Annotated in this window: 13 protein-coding genes; 7 read left to right on the top strand and 6 right to left on the bottom strand. The window is 67.9% G+C overall.

What is annotated here, in order from left to right:
- Positions 1–58: 58 nt before the first annotated feature.
- The 3 genes from ACYVGS_RS00590 to ACYVGS_RS00580 all read right to left on the bottom strand — a co-directional run bounded on the left by ACYVGS_RS00590 (position 59) and on the right by ACYVGS_RS00580 (position 3,395).
- A complete protein-coding gene (locus ACYVGS_RS00590; protein WP_460586683.1) occupies positions 59–736 on the bottom strand; it encodes a PaaI family thioesterase in 678 nt (225 codons plus the stop codon).
- 26 nt (positions 737–762) lie between these two features.
- Complete coding sequence (locus tag ACYVGS_RS00585) at positions 763–1,917, bottom strand: epoxide hydrolase family protein (protein WP_460586682.1); 1,155 nt, start codon at positions 1,915–1,917, stop codon at positions 763–765.
- Between the two features lie 74 nt (positions 1,918–1,991).
- Entirely contained in the window at positions 1,992–3,395 is a 1,404-nt protein-coding gene (locus ACYVGS_RS00580; RefSeq protein ID WP_460586681.1) for an SDR family NAD(P)-dependent oxidoreductase, read from the bottom strand.
- 139 nt (positions 3,396–3,534) lie between these two features.
- Here ACYVGS_RS00580 and ACYVGS_RS00575 point away from each other — a divergent pair, with 139 nt between their 5' ends.
- Positions 3,535–3,987, top strand: a complete 453-nt coding sequence (locus ACYVGS_RS00575; protein ID WP_460586680.1) for a hypothetical protein — start codon at positions 3,535–3,537, stop codon at positions 3,985–3,987.
- Positions 3,988–3,993: 6 nt separating this feature from the next.
- Here ACYVGS_RS00575 and ACYVGS_RS00570 read toward each other — a convergent pair whose 3' ends face one another.
- Positions 3,994–4,332: a hypothetical protein gene (locus tag ACYVGS_RS00570; protein ID WP_460586679.1), complete on the bottom strand. Its 339-nt coding sequence runs from the start codon at positions 4,330–4,332 to the stop codon at positions 3,994–3,996.
- A gap of 137 nt (positions 4,333–4,469) precedes the next feature.
- Here ACYVGS_RS00570 and ACYVGS_RS00565 point away from each other — a divergent pair, with 137 nt between their 5' ends.
- From ACYVGS_RS00565 to ACYVGS_RS00540, 6 genes are all read left to right on the top strand, one after another.
- On the top strand, positions 4,470–5,543 hold the full coding sequence (locus ACYVGS_RS00565) for an alpha/beta hydrolase (RefSeq protein WP_460586678.1): 1,074 nt from the start codon (positions 4,470–4,472) through the stop codon (positions 5,541–5,543).
- Positions 5,540–6,328 (top strand): lysophospholipid acyltransferase family protein, encoded by a 789-nt coding sequence (locus ACYVGS_RS00560; protein WP_460586677.1) that lies wholly within the window; start codon positions 5,540–5,542, stop codon positions 6,326–6,328. Before ACYVGS_RS00565 ends, ACYVGS_RS00560 begins: the two co-directional genes overlap by 4 nt.
- Before the next feature lie 27 nt (positions 6,329–6,355).
- Positions 6,356–8,311 (top strand): aminotransferase class I/II-fold pyridoxal phosphate-dependent enzyme, encoded by a 1,956-nt coding sequence (locus ACYVGS_RS00555; protein ID WP_460586676.1) that lies wholly within the window; start codon positions 6,356–6,358, stop codon positions 8,309–8,311.
- A complete protein-coding gene (locus tag ACYVGS_RS00550; protein ID WP_460586675.1) occupies positions 8,308–9,027 on the top strand; it encodes a dienelactone hydrolase family protein in 720 nt (239 codons plus the stop codon). Before ACYVGS_RS00555 ends, ACYVGS_RS00550 begins: the two co-directional genes overlap by 4 nt.
- A 205-nt stretch (positions 9,028–9,232) precedes the next feature.
- A complete protein-coding gene (locus ACYVGS_RS00545; protein ID WP_460586674.1) occupies positions 9,233–10,441 on the top strand; it encodes an acetyl-CoA acetyltransferase in 1,209 nt (402 codons plus the stop codon).
- A gap of 35 nt (positions 10,442–10,476) precedes the next feature.
- Positions 10,477–12,624 (top strand): fatty acid beta-oxidation multifunctional protein, encoded by a 2,148-nt coding sequence (locus ACYVGS_RS00540; RefSeq protein WP_460586673.1) that lies wholly within the window; start codon positions 10,477–10,479, stop codon positions 12,622–12,624.
- Between the two features lie 78 nt (positions 12,625–12,702).
- On the opposite strand, the gene ACYVGS_RS00535 is transcribed toward ACYVGS_RS00540, so the two are convergent.
- The gene (locus ACYVGS_RS00535) at positions 12,703–14,013 is read right to left on the bottom strand and encodes an NAD(P)/FAD-dependent oxidoreductase (RefSeq protein ID WP_460586672.1); all 1,311 of its coding nucleotides are present in this window, start codon (positions 14,011–14,013) and stop codon (positions 12,703–12,705) included.
- Between the two features lie 81 nt (positions 14,014–14,094).
- The gene (locus tag ACYVGS_RS00530) at positions 14,095–14,706 is read right to left on the bottom strand and encodes a PaaI family thioesterase (protein ID WP_460586671.1); all 612 of its coding nucleotides are present in this window, start codon (positions 14,704–14,706) and stop codon (positions 14,095–14,097) included.
- Between the last annotated feature and the right edge of the window lie 9 nt (positions 14,707–14,715).

The raw sequence follows: 14,715 nt of genomic DNA, 5'->3' as shown, positions 1-14,715 counted from the left end.
CCCCACCATACCGCCGCGCTTGCGGCCCGGGCTTGTGGTCTCCCGTGGGTGGCGCCTGTCAGCGCTCGGGGAGCGGCTGGCGCGGGCGAACGAAGAGCGCCTCGCAGCTCGCCGTGAGGGTATCGCCGGCGTACATCTCGCCAGTCACCCGGGTCTTGCGGCCCACATTTTCCTGCAGGTCGGCGTGCAGCCGCAGCTCCGTGTTCAGTGGCGTGGGCCGGTGATAGCGCACGGTGAGCGTGCCGGTCATGCCCGGTGACTTGCCCATGATCTGGGCCATGCCGAGGAACTGGTCGAAGATGGCGGCGACAAAGCCGCCGTGGACGAAGCCCGGCGGGCCTTCATAGCCGTGGTGGCAGGTGACAGTGCCCCAGGCCTCGGTGCCCTCCACCCACATGTTCAGGCCCGGCGACAGCGGGTTGCTCCAGCCGCCCACCGCGTTGAGTTCGTGGTTGACCTCGCCGTGGCGACCGTGCTCGCCGGAGTGCATGAAGGCCTTGACGCCGTAGAGGCGCGGCCCCGTTTCCAGGTTTCGCGTCTGTGCCTCAATGGCCTCGGCCACCTGGCTCAGGTGCTCGGTGGAGGTGTTGCTGGTGACCATCGTATCGGTCAGCTCCCGCAGGGCCTGTGCCAGGCGCCGCTTGGCTTCCCAGTGCGCGGAGTAGGGCGGCGATATGTCTTCGGAGGCAAAGGGGTTGAAGACGCCTTCCTCGTCGGGGGCGGGTTTGTCGTACATGCAAGATTCCCTGTGGTGTCGTGGGGTCAGCGCAGGCGGCGGAAGCAATCGCGCACTTCCCCGAGGAAGAGCTCGGGTTGCTCAAGCGCGGCAAAGTGCCCGCCCCGGTCCAGCTCGTTCCAGTGAATCAGCTGGCTGAAACGTTGCTGTACCCAGCGCTTGCTGCTGCGAAAGATCTCCCCGGGGAAGATGGAGCAGCCGGTGGGCATGTCGATCGGGCTCAGATCGGGCTTGTGGAAGCTCTCCCAGTACAGGCGGGCCGAGCTGGCGCCGCTGTTGGTCAGCCAGTAAAGCATGACCGTGTCGAGCAGTTCATCGCGGGAGAGGATGTGTTCCGGGTGGCGCACACCGTCGCGCTCGCAGTCGGTCCACTCGCGGTATTTCTCGACCACCCAGGCCATCTGGCCAACCGGCGAATCCGCCAGGCCGTAACCCAGGGTCTGGGGGCGCGTGGCCTGCTGTTTCGAGTAGCCGGAGCCCCAGTGCTGGTAGTACTCCATGGCCTGCAGTGCGGACTGTTCCGCGGGGCTCAGATCCTCCAGGGTGTCGGCGGCCGGGCTGACGATCGGCATGGTGATATGAATCCCCGCGCAGTGTTCGCCCTCCGTCTGGGCCATGCTCTGGGTGACCATGCTGCCCCAGTCGCCCCCCTGGGCGACGTAGCGCGTGTAGCCGAGGCGCGCCATCAGCTCCCCCCACATGCGGCCGATACTCTCCACCCCGGTACCGCTTGCCCGCGGCTTGCCGGAGAAGCCGTAGCCCGGCAGGGAGGGCACCACGACGTGGAAGGCATCGGCGGGGTCTCCGCCGTGCGCGCGCGGATCCGCGAGGGCGTCAATGACCTTGCGGAACTCGAGGATGGAGCCCGGCCAGCCGTGGGTCAGGACCAGGGGCAGGGCGTCCGGTTCGGGAGAGACGACATGCAGGAAATGGATGTCCAGACCCTGCAGTGGGGTGGTGAACTGGGGCCAGCGGTTGAGTTCCGCCTCGCAGCGGCGCCAGTCGTAGTCATTCTGCCAGTAGTCCGCGAGTTCCCGGGCGTAGTCCAGGGGCAGCCCCTGGTCCCAGCCGGTGCAGGTCTCGGCATCGGGCCAGCGGGTCTGTGCCAGCCGCGAGCGCAGGCTGTCGAGGGAGGCCTGATCGATCTCGACCCGGAAAGGTGTCGGGGATGCTGCGCTCATGGGGCGACTCCTGCGGTGAAAAAGCTACGGTAGCGTAGCCTGTCGCCGCGGTGCAAGCGCCTTGTTGTCGGCCCTCAGGCCCCGCGCGCTCGCTGCAGCCAGGCCTGCAATGCCGGCTGCAGCTGTTCCCGCTCCCGGGGGTTTTCCCGCGTAGTCTCGCGCAGGTGGGTGGTGCGGGGCTCGCGGTCGAGGAAGAGCTGGCCGCTGACCTTGCCGGCCTCCGTGGCGGCGGCCAGCCAGATCAGCGTATCCGCGCCCTCGGCGGGGCTGCGCAGGATGGGCCGCGTCAGGCGGTGAAAGCCGGGCAGGGCCGCCCGTATCCCTGGGGTGTCGGCCCAGCCGGGGTGCATCGCGTTGACCACAATGCCGCGCGTCGCCCAATCCTGCGCCCATTGTTCGGTGAGCACCATCAGCGCGCGTTTGGCGCGGGCGTAGGCGACGCTGCCGTCGAAGCGGTCGGGGGACATCTCCAGCCGGTCCACCCGCAGTCGCTGAGTGTACATGCCCCCGGAGACCACATTCAGAACCCGGCTGCCGGGCTGCAACAGGGGCAGCAGGGACTCGGTCAGGTGCCAGGGGCTGAGCAGCAGCAGGGCCAGGCTGCGCTCGATCCCTTCGGGGGTGTTTTCGTGGCGATCGAACAGGGCCCCGGCATTGTTGATCAGCACGTCCACCGGTCGCTGTTTTTCCTGCAGCAAGGCGCTCAGACGGTCGACTTCGCTGATCAGGCTGAGGTCTGCCAGCTCCACGTGCAGGTTGCGGTTGCCGGTTTCCCGTTCCAGGTGGCGCAGCAGGTCTCGCGCCTTGTTCTCATTGCGAATCACCAGGGTCAGTTGGGCGCCCCGGGCCGCGAGCGCTTCCGCGGTGGCCAGGCCGATGCCAGAACTGGCTCCGGTGATCAGCACATGGCGCCCGCGCAGGTCTGCGCTCATCGGCTTCCAGCGCCGCTTCCCGCGACGATAGCCCCAGCGGGAGAAGTGGGCCAGGCCGGGAAGCAGCCAGCGGTCGGCGCGGCGGGTGTCGGGCGCTGCCTCCGGCGCGGGAAAGTTGTCCTCCAGGGCCTCCCGCAAACCTTCAATCGAGCGCTGCCCCATGCGCTGCAGCCCTTCCCGCAGTCGCCCCTCGAGGCGGTCCAGGGGCGCACGCAGGGTGAAGCGCGCGCGGTAATCGATGTGGGTGCCGCCGGCGTGCTCGCTGAAGTGTATGGTGTCGTGCACGGACATCAGGCGGCTGTGCCCGACCAACTCCAGGGCCCGTTCGGGTTCGAGGTGGGTCAGCGTGTAGTCCAGTGTCAGGCTGCCCAGGGGCAGGGAGCAGCTGACGCGGAAACCGCTTCCCACCCCGGGAGCGCCGGGCGTGCATTTACTCGCGGCAAAAGCGCTGTCGTCCCACTCCGCGGCACTGCGAAAATCGGCCACGTAGCGGAAGACCTCCGACAGCGGGCGGGAAACGTCGATTTTCTCGTGCAGTTCAATCATGCCAGGGGCCTCTCGTGCAATTGCCCTGTATACGCAGCTCGCCGGTGGCCAGATTGCGCCCTCCTGCGGCACCGGGACGCTCGCCACGGGCGTGCCCCCTGACTACACTGTAGACCTTGAGCACGCACGAGGTAAGGCCATGCCGTTTTTGCTGTTGTTCGCCCTCTGGATTGCCGTGCCGGCATCCGCCCAGTACGACATTGACACGCGCCTGCCCAGCTGCGCCACCCTGCGCTGGTCCGAGGCGGTGCACCGGGCCTACCCCGACGTCGAGAACATCTGCCAGGGGATCTATCAGCGGGATGGGCGCCTCTACGCCAAGGCGAGTATCGAAGTGGTCCGCACCACGGGGAACCGCATTACCATCAGGACCCTGCACAATGACGGGAGCACCGGTCACCAGCGCAGCCTGCGAGTGCCTCCCGACTGGCGGGCCACGATAGACGGGCGCGAATACCGCGCCGGCGAACTGCTCGCCGGGCAGCAACTGACGGTATACATCCCCCGGGAGCGCTTTGACCTGCTGCTGGAGGCCGACCATACCGCACAGCCCCTGGCGAGCGACGAAGCCAGCGCCGGGGCGACTCCCTGAGCGGGCTTACTTGCTGTCGTCCCAAACCCGCCGTACCGGCTCGCCAAAGTCATCGTAGATGACCCGTTGCCGACCGCCGGCATCGCGCTTGCGCACCCGGCGCGCGGGCGGCCGTTGGCGCATCGCCTGGCGCCGGGCCTCGATTGCCGCAATCACGCCATCCACCGGCGTGCGGCTGGGGCGCGGCTCGTTGAACAGGCTGGTGGTGGTGTAGCGGGAGCCATCGGGATCGCGACCGCTGGTGCCGGGTGGCACGCTTTCCACCTGCCCGCCGGCGTTCAGGTAGCGCCGCATCTCCCGCTCCAGGGTGGCGCGCAATTCTGCCTTGGTCTGCGGTTTCTTCACTGGCGCTACAATCAGTCCGGGTTACTGCGGGGCAAAGTGTCTCAGTATAGCGTCTGTGTCATCAATGTCCCGTTGCATTGTGCCGCCGCCGCGCATTCTGCTTTAATGCACGCCTTCTGAGATGCCGAGGTAAGCGCATGATCTGGCTGCTGTTGGGGGCCCTGTTGCTGGGTCTGTGGACCTGGCGGGGACTGGGCGGGACGGACCTGTCCCGTTGGGACCTGCCGCCACCGCCCGCGCCCGAGCACCCGCCCAGCCCTGAACACGGCGAGGTTGTGGCCCTGCTGCGCAGCTTGCTGGGCAGTGCCGCCGGGCTGCGTGGCCGGGCTCGGCTGAGGGCCCTGCGCGAGGCCATGGATCGACTGGGTGGCGAGCGCGAGATTGTCTCGCGGGTGGTCCCGGTGTCCGCCGGTCGGGTGCACGGTGAATGGGTGCTGCCCCCGGACGTCGACCCGGCCTACCGGGTGCTCTACCTCCACGGGGGCGCCTGGGTCGCGGGCAGCCCGCGCAGCCACCGCACCATGACTGACCGCCTGGCGCGCCTGACCGGCGCCGCGGTGCTGGCCCTGGATTATCGCCTGATGCCGGAGCACCGGCGCGGCGACGGCATCGAGGACACTCGCCTGGCCTGGGAGTGGCTGCTGGAGAACGGCCCGGAGGGGCCGTCCCCGGCGCAAAGCCTGCTGGTGGCGGGCGACTCGGCGGGCGGCAGCCTGACCCTGTCCCTGCTGGCCTGGATTCGCGACCAGGGGCTGCGCCAGGCGGATGCAGCCCTGGCTTTCTCGCCTTCCACGGACCTCACCTTCGCCAGCCCCAGCCTGCGCCGCAACGCGGATAGCGACGTCCTGCTGGGGCCCCTGTTCCGACCGCTGCTGCGGGTCCCGCGTCCACTGCTCTGGTGGCTCACCTGGTGGCTGCATCGGCACCGTCCCTGTGTCCCCGAGGTGTCGCCCCTGCGCGGCTCGCTGGCTGGTCTGCCCCCGGTCCTGCTGCAGGTCAGTGAGCAGGAAATGCTGCTGGACGATGCGCGCCGCTACGTTGCCCGGGCGCAGGCCGCGGGCTCCCCCGTGGAGTTGCAGAGCTGGCCGCAACTGGTACATGTCTGGCAGATCTTTACCCCGGAGCTGCCCGAGGCCGAGGAGGCTTGGCTGAATGTCGGCGAGTTCCTGCAGGCGGTGGGGCTGCCCACGCGTGAGGGTGCCGCGACATGAGGTGGCTGCGTTCTCTGCTGGTCTTTATCTGGATTGTGGTCACGCTGGTGCCCGCGGGCTTGCTGCTGGTGCTGTTGTCGCCGCTGGTGAATGACCAGCGCCTGTGGTGGATGATCGCTGTGCCCTGGTTGCGGGGTGTCATGGGCGCCGCGCGCTGGATCGGTGGCGTGCGCTACCGGGTGCAGGGGGCCGAGAACCTGCCCCCCGCGGACGACATGCGGCGGGTGGTTCTCTGCGCCAAACACCAGTCGACCTGGGAGACCTTCTTTTTTCCCAGCATGACCCCGCACCCCCTGGCCTATGTGTTCAAGCAGGAGCTGCTGCGGATCCCGGTGTTTGGCTGGGCGCTGGGGCGTCTGCGCATGGTCCACATCGATCGCAGCAAGCGCAGCGAAGCCTGGTCCCGGGTCGCCAGCCAGGGCAGCCAGCTGATGGACGAAGGCAAGTGGATCATCATGTTTCCGGAGGGTACCCGCACCCGGCGCGGACGCAAGGGCAACTACAAGAGCGGGGCCACGCGGCTGGCGGTGGCCACCGGTGCCTGGGTGATTCCCATCGCAGTCACCTCCGGCCGCTGCTGGCCGGCGCGCACTTTTTCCTTCATTCCCGGGGTCATCGATGTCTCTATCGGCACGCCGGTCTCCGCCACCGGCCGCGAGCCCGGCGAGTTGATGGACGAAATCGAGCACTGGATCGAAGCCGAGATGCGGCGACTGGACCCCGAAGCCTATACCCGCCGCGGTGGTGGCGCTCGGGTAGCAGAGGACGGTGAATCGAAGGCCTAGGCCGCGCGCCGGCAGGGGAGGGTGGTCGTGGACGGGATCAGTCGGGATTGTCGGGTACTGGTGGCCCTGTTGCTGCCGGACACGCCGGCAGCGGAGGCGCTGCGCCAAGCGCTGGCAAGCTGTGCCGCCCTGGAGCGTCGCGGGCCAATGCTGCAGTTCGAGCACTGCGCGAGCCTGGAAGCGACCCTGGCGCTGGCTTCGCGGAGTGGCGAGCTGCAGGCGGTGGTGGTCGACAGCGACGCGGTCAGCGCCAGCCGCGAGGCGCTCGCTGCCCTGCGCATGCGGCGTCCGGAGCTGGATTTGTTCCTGATGACCGGCGGGGCGCCGGGCGAGGATTGCCCGGGGCGGGTGGCTCTGCTGGACCGTCGCGAGTTGCGCCCGGAGCACCTGTGCCGCCAGCTGCGCAACGCCCTGGGGCGGCGGGCGCGCACCCCCTTCGCCGACACCCTCAAGGACTATGTCTACAGCGCCCGGGATGCGTGGCATACGCCGGGGCATTCCGGCGGCGGCAGCCTGCGTGACAGCCCCTGGGTCAGTGACTTCTACCAGTTCATGGGCGAGCACATTTTCAACACCGATCTCTCGGTCTCGGTGCAGTCACTGGACTCCTTGCTCGAACCCCACAGCGTGATTCACGAGGCCCAGGTGCTGGCGGCGGAGGCCTTCGGCGCCCGGCACAGTTTTTTCCTCACCAACGGCACCTCCACCGCCAACAAGGTCATCCTGCAGCAGCTGGTGGGCAACGGTGGCAAGGTGATTGTGGACCAGGCCTGCCACAAGTCGATCCACCACGCGGTGGTGCTGTTCGGTGCCCAGCCGGTCTACCTCGCCGCCTCGGTCAATCCGCGCTACGGCTTCTATGGGCCGGTACCGCGGCAGCGTATCAGCGCCGCCCTCGCGGCGCACCCGGATGCGCGCCTGCTGGTCCTGACCAGCTGCACCTACGACGGCTTCCGCTATGACCTGGCGCCGATCATCGCCGAGGCCCACGCGGCGGGGGTCAAGGTGCTGGTGGACGAGGCCTGGTACGCCCACGGTGCCTTTCACCCGGAACTCAGGCCGACCGCGCTGGAGTGCGGCGCCGACTATGTCAGCCAGAGCACCCACAAGATGCTCTCGGCCTTCTCCCAGGCCAGCATGATCCACGTGGGCGACCCGGATTTCGACGAGCACCGCTTCCGGGAAAACCTCAACATGCACATGTCCACCAGCCCCCAGTACGCCATGATTGCCAGCCTCGACGTCGCCCGCAAGCAGATGAGCCTGGAGGGATTCAGCCTGCTGCAGCGCGCCTTTGATCTGGCGCGGCGGCTGCGCGAGGGTATCCAGCGCAGCGGCGTGTTCCGGGTACTTGAGCTGGGTGACATGCTGCCCGCGGAAATCCTCGACGACGGCATTCGCCTGGATCCCTGCAAGGTCAGTGTGGATGTCTCCGGCTCCGGCCTGGGCGCCCGCGAGATCCAGCTGCGGCTGTTCAACGAGGCGGGCATCCAGGTGGAAAAAACGACCCACAACACCCTCAGCCTGCTGGTCACCCCGGGCACCACCGAAAGCAAACTGCTGCGTCTGCTGCAGGCTTTTGCCCGCCTGGCAGCGGACGCGCCCGGGCCGGCAGGACGCCCCCGGGCAGAGGAGGGCCCGCCGCCACTGCCGCCCCTCAGTGCCGTCGTGATGCCGCCGCGGGAGGCCTACTTCGGTGCCAGCAGTCTGTTGCCCCTGGGCGACGCCCGCCAGGGCCCGAACCCCGCGCTGGAGCAGGCCATTGCCGCGGACCAGATCGTTCCCTATCCTCCGGGCATCCCGGTGTTGGTGCCCGGGCAGCGAATTACCCGGGAAATTCTCGGTTTTCTGCACGCATTGCAGCACAGTCGACGCGGGGTGGAAATCCACGGCCTGGTGCAGCAAGGTGACAGCGGTCCCTCACTGCGGGTGGTGGCCCCGGCAAGCGATTCAGCACGCCTGACAACCAAGGAGAGAGCATGACCATCCAGATGCGAAGCATTGACTACACGCACGCCGGCCGCAGCTACCAGGGGCTGCTGGTCTGGGACGACAGCCACCAGGGCTCGCGTCCCGGCGTGGCCATTGCCCACACCTGGGCCGGCCGCGGCGATTTCGAGGCGGGACGGGCCCAGGCTCTGGCTGAACTGGGCTATGTCGCCTTCGCCGCCGATCTCTTCGGTAGCGGCGTGCGCGGCGAGGGCGCAGAGGAATGCCGCGCCCTGATTGCGCCTCACCTGGAAAACCGCGCCGGCCTGCAGGCACTGATCGGCAGGGCGGTCGAAGTCATGCGCGAGCAGCCGGAAGTCGATGCCGGACGCTGCGCGGCCATCGGCTACTGCTTTGGCGGACTGACGGTGCTGGACCTGGCCCGCAGCGGTGCCGATGTGCGCGGCGTGGTCAGCTTCCACGGCCTGTTCAATCCCCCGGGCAACACCGCGGGCACGCCGATCACGGCGAAAGTACTCTGCCTGCATGGCTACGACGACCCGATGGCGCAGCCGGACACGGTGCTGGCCCTGGCCGCGGAGCTGAGTGAGGCGGGTGCCGACTGGCAGATTCACGCCTATGGCAACACCCTGCATGCCTTCACCAACCCGAACGCCAATGATCGCGATTTCGGGGCCCTCTACGACGCCGCCGCCGACCGCCGCTCCTGGCAGAGCCTGCGCAATTTTCTCGAGGAGGTACTCGCCTAGGCGAGCACTGCCTTGGCCGGGGCGCAGGCAGCGCTCCGAACCCCGCGCCCGGAACGCCGCTGCCCCGGCGCCGCGGGCGCCTGTCATTTCCGGTCAATTTTTTTAGCGGCTGGCATCATTGTCACTGCCTGCCCCCGGGCACAGACTCTCCCCATCATTGCCAACCGACGCTGTCGGCAGCGTCTCTGTCAATCAGGGGAGCCCCATGACCAATACCGCCTACATCTACGACGCCCTGCGCACGCCGCGCAGCAAGGGCAAGGCCGATGGCAGCCTGCACGAGGTCAAGCCCGTCGACCTCGGCGCCGGCCTGCTGCGCGCCCTGCAGGAGCGCCACCAGCTGGACACCGCCTATGTCGACGATGTGGTCTTCGGTTGTGTCAGCCCGGTGGGCGAGCAGGGCGGCGACATTGCCAAGATGATCGTGCAGAACGCGGACTGGGACGAATCCGTGGCCGGCGTCCAGCTCGACCGCTTCTGCGCCTCCGGGCTGGAGGCGGTCAATATCGCGGCCCAGAAGGTCGCCTCCGGCTGGGAGGATCTGGTAGTCGCCGGTGGCATCGAGTGCATGTCCCGGGTGCCCATGGGCTCCAGCGGCGGCCCCATGGGCGGCGACGCCGGCTTCAGCCTGAAGAGCGGTTTTGTGCCCCAGGGGATCGGTGCCGATACCATCGCCACCCTGGAGGGCTGGAGTCGCGAGGACGTCGATGCTTTCGCCCTGGAATCCCAGCGCCGCGCGGCCCACGCCCGGGACAATGGCTATTTCGACCGCTCGGTGGTGCCGGTGCGCGACGCCAACGGCCTGGGCATTCTCGAGCGCGATGATTTCATCAAGCCGAATACCACCCTGGAGGGCCTGGCCGGCCTGAAGCCCTCCTTTGTCATGCCCGGGCAGCTGGGCTTCGACGACGTCATCCTGGCGAAATACACCACCCTCGAGCGCATCAATCATGTGCACACGCCGGGCAACTCCTCGGGGATTGTCGACGGCAGCAGCGCGGTGCTGATCGGCAGTGAAAAGGCCGGCAAGGACCTGGGGCTGACCCCCCGTGGGCGCATCGTGGCGACGGCGGTATTGTCGACTGACCCGGTGATCATGCTCACCGGCCCGGGCCCGGCGGCGAAAAAGTGCCTGCAGAAGGCGGGGCTCACGCCAGCGGACATCGACCTGTGGGAAATCAACGAGGCCTTCGCTTCGGTGGCCCTGCGCTACATGCGCGATCTGGACATCGACCACGCGGTGACCAACGTCAACGGCGGGGCGATTGCCATGGGTCACCCGCTGGGCGCCACCGGCGGCATGCTGGTGAGCATCGTCCTGGATGAACTGGAGCGCCGCCAGCTGCGCCGGGGCATGCTGTCCCTGTGCGTCGGCGGCGGCATGGGCATTTCCACCATTATCGAGCGCGTGTAAGCGTCCGCGGCTGCAGACAAGAGGAAGCGACAGAGATGAGCGTATTCAAGTACGAGAAAGACGCCGACGGCATCGTCACCGTGACCATGGACATGAGCGGTCCGGTCAACGCCATGAACGAAGAGTACCGTGCTGCCATGCAGGAAACCGTCGACCGCCTGGAGCGGGAGACGGGGCTCACCGGGGTGGTCATCGCCTCGGCCAAGAAGGTGTTCTTTGCCGGCGGTGACCTGCACGACCTGCTGGCGGTCCAGCCGCAAGACCAGGACGCCTTCATGGCCCAGAACCTGAGTATCAAGGGCGACCTGCGGCGGCTGGAGAAACTGCCGGTGCCGGTGGTGGCGGCCATCAACGGTGCCGCCCTGGGTGGCGGCTTCGAGCTCTGCCTGGCCTGCAACCACCGCATTGCCTGGGCCGACCGCGGGGTACAGCTGGGCCTGCCCGAGGTGACCCTGGGACTGCTGCCCGGGGGCGGCGGCGTGGTGCGCATGGTCAAGCTGCTGGGTCTGGAAAAGGCGCTGCCCTACCTGCTGGAGGGCACCCGCATCGACCCCGCCAGGGCCCTGGAGGCGGGGCTGGTGGATGCCCTGGTGGAGGGCCCCGAACAGCTGGTGCCGGCAGCCAAGGATTGGATCCGCGGCCAGGCGGGCAACAGCGATGCCGCGATCCAGCCCTGGGATCGCAAGGGCTACCGCCTGCCGGGGGGCGACGTGAAGAGCCCGCATATCGCCCAGCTGATCACCCTGTCCGCGCCGGTGTTGTTCAAGAAAACCCGGGGCCTGCTGCCGGCACCCGAGGCCATCCTCGACTGCGCGGTGGAGGCGGCGCGCCTCGACCTCGACACCGCCCTGCGGGTGGAGGCCCGCGGGCTGACCCGGCTGGTGGTCACGCCAGAGGCCAAGAACATGATCTCGACCTTCTTCTTCGCCATGAACCGCCTCAATCGCGGCGGCAGCCGGCCCCAGGATCCGCCGAAAAGCCGCGTGGAAAAGATCGCCGTACTCGGTGCGGGCATGATGGGGCAGGGCATCGCCTACGCCGCGGCGATGGCCGGCATCGAGGTGGTGCTCAAGGACGTCAGCCAGGAGGCGGCGGAGCAGGGCAAGGCCTACAGCCAGCGCCTGCTGGACAAGCGCGTCGACAAGGGCCGCATGAGCGCCGAGCAGCGCGAGGCGGTACTGGCGCGCATCCACCCCACCGCGGGCACCGAAGGCCTGGCCGATTGCGAGCTGGTGGTCGAGGCGGTGTTCGAGAACCTGGACCTGAAGCAGGCTCTCACCCGCGAGCTGGAACCGCTCCTGGGCGACAACGCCGTCTGGGGCTCGAATACCTCGAGCCTGCCGATCAGCCGCCTGGCGGAAGCCAGCGCGCGGCCCGCCAACTTCATCGGCATTCACTTCTTCTCGCCGGTGGACAAGATGCCCCTGGTGGAGATCATCTGCGGCGAGCAGACCAGCGAAGACACCCTGGCGCGGGCCTATGACTTTGCCCGCCAGATCCGCAAGACACCGATCGTGGTCAACGACTCCCTGGGTTTCTTCACCTCACGGACTTTCGGCACCTACCTGGATGAAGGCGTGCGCATGCTCCGGGAGGGGGTGCATCCAGTGCAGATCGAGTCCGCGGGCAAGGCCGTGGGCATGCCGGTGGGCCCCCTGGCGGTCTACGACGAGGTCAGCCTGGAGCTGACCCGCAAGGCGGAGGAGACCTGGCGCGAGATGGGCGTGCTGGACCAGTTCAGCGACAACCGCCTGACCCGTGAGGTGGTGACGCGCATGGTCGAGGAATTCGGCCGCGGCGGTCGCCACCACGGTGGCGGTTTCTACGAATACGCCGAAGACGGCAGCAAGCACATTTGGCCGCGCCTGTTCGAGCTCTACTACCAGCCGGGCCTGGACGTCGACGAGCAGGATCTGCGCGAGCGGCTGCTGTTCCGCCAGGTGATCGAGGCCCTGCGCTGCCTGGAAAGCGGCGTGCTGCGCAGCGTGGACGACGGCAACATCGGCTCGATCATGGGCATCGGTGCCCCCACCTGGACCGGCGGCCTGATCCAGTTCGTCAATACCTACGGCGTCGACCGCTTCGTCAAACGCTGCGAGGCGCTGGCGGCGGCCTACGGCGAACGTTTTGCGCCGCCGGCGATTGCCCGGGACAAGGCCGCTGCCGGCGAGGTGTTCAGCTAGCGCCGGGGCATGCCTGGAGGGGCTCGATCGAGCCCCGCGCAGGCGGGGCGGTGTTTGTCGTCGGGGTGGCTGCCGCTATCAATGTAACTTGAAGCGCGGTCGCACAAAGTGATTGATCTTCTCGGTCAGCGCCAGCAACAGGGCCCGCGGCCAGCCGTGAATCGCCGCCAGGTGCATCCGGTAGAGGGAGACGTAGGCGAGCCGGGCGATCTTGCCCTCCAGGCTGATGCCGCCCCGCGCCAGGCCACCCATCAGTCGGCCGAAGGCCGTGTATTCGCTCAATGACACCAGCGAGCCCAGGTCCTTGTAGCGGAAGGGCTGGAGGGGCTTGCCGCGACTGGCGGCGAGGATATTCTGCGCCACGGCGCTGGCCATCTGGTGCGCGGACTGGGCGCGCGGCGGCACCCAGCCCTCGCTGCCGTCCGGCCTTGTCAGCGGGCAGCCGGCGCAGTCGCCGATGGCGTATATGGCAGCGTCGCCCTTGAGCTGCAGGGTGGGTTCCACCAACAGCTGGTTGGCGCGGTTGGTCTCCAGGCCATCGATGGCCCGCAGGAAGTCGGGGGCTTTGACCCCGGCGGCCCAGACCATCAGATCGGCGGGAATCGCGTTGCCGTCCCGGGTCTGCAGTCCCTGGGGACTCGCCGAGACCACCGCGGTGTGGACCATCACCCGCACGCCGAGTTTCTCCAGTTCTTCCCGGGCGCCGCTGGAAATGCGCTCGCTCAAGGCTGGCAGCAGTCGCGGGCCGGCTTCGACCAGGGTCACCTCGAGGTGCTGGGGCGTGATGGCAGTCAGGCCGTAGGTCGAAAACCACTCCCGTGCCTTGTACAGCTCCGCGGACAGTTCAACCCCGGTGGCGCCGCCGCCGATGATGGCGACGCGCAGTTTACTGTCCCTGTCGCCGCTCTTCAGGGCCTGGTTGAGGCGGATGAAGCCGTCTACCAGGCGCCGGTGGAAGCGATGGGCCTGGGCCGGGGAGTCCAGGAAAATACAGTGTTCGCTGACACCGGCGACATTGAAATCGTTGGACACCGAGCCGATCGCCAGCACCAGCGTGTCGTAGGGACGCTCCCGCGCCGGCAGGATTTCCCGACCATCATCGTCCAGCAGCGCGGCCAGCTCCACCACCTTGCGCCCGCGATCAATGCCGCAGAGGGTGCCCAGCTCGAACTCGAAACCGTGCTTGTGACCGTGGGCGCGGTAGGTCACCGCGTCGAGGTCGGCGTCGAGGGAGCCCGAGGCCACCTCGTGCAGCAGGGGTTTCCACACGTGGGTGTGGTTGCGATCGATCAGCACCACCTCCGCCTTGTGCTTGCGGCCCAGTTTCCTTCCCAGCCGGGTTGCCAGTTCCAGTCCACCGGCGCCACCGCCTACGATCACGATTTGCATGGCTATAGTCCTGTAAGCAAAGTGGGGCTGTCGTCGCGGAGCCGCCAGAACCTGCGGGCTGCCCTGTGGTCCCGGCGCGATCTACTGTCGGGGAATAAAGCGGATAAACAGCCCCTCGCAGCGACTCACCAGCTCGCCATCACTATAGCAGCGACCACTGGCGAAGATCTTGCGTTCATCGGCGCTGTCGACGCTGGCCTCAAAGCGCAGTGGCCGGTTTAGCGGGGTGGGCTTCAGGTAGTCGACCGACAGGTTTGCGGTGGGACCGGCGGTGCCGTTGCTGACACAGGCCATGGCCAGCAGCTGGTCATAGATGGCAGCCACCCAGGCGCCGTGTACATGCCCCTGGGGACCTTCGTAGACCTCGTTCAGGGTGACCTCCCCAACCACCTGTTGCGCCTCCCGGCGTATCTGAAACGGTGGCGCCATGGGGTGATAGCGCCCGGTCACCGGCGAGCAGGGCAGGATCGCCGCGAGGTCCTCGCCGGGGCTGGCATTGAAGTGCTCCAGCGCGCGCTGGCCGGCGTGGGGGCGCAGGGCCTCATTCAAGGCCCGCAGCTGCGTGTTCAGCTGCTCCAGGGTGGCGGGGTCGCTGTTCAGGCTGACGCTCAGGCGCAGGGTTTCCCGCAGGCTGTCGACCAGAGACTCGAGGCTCTGGCGCTGCTCGGGGGAGAAGTCGGGGTTCAGCTGCATGGGGCTTCC

Source organism: Haliea atlantica, from assembly GCF_054779855.1.
Note: the sequence above shows the minus strand (reverse complement) of the source record. Positions and strands in the feature narration are given on the sequence as shown.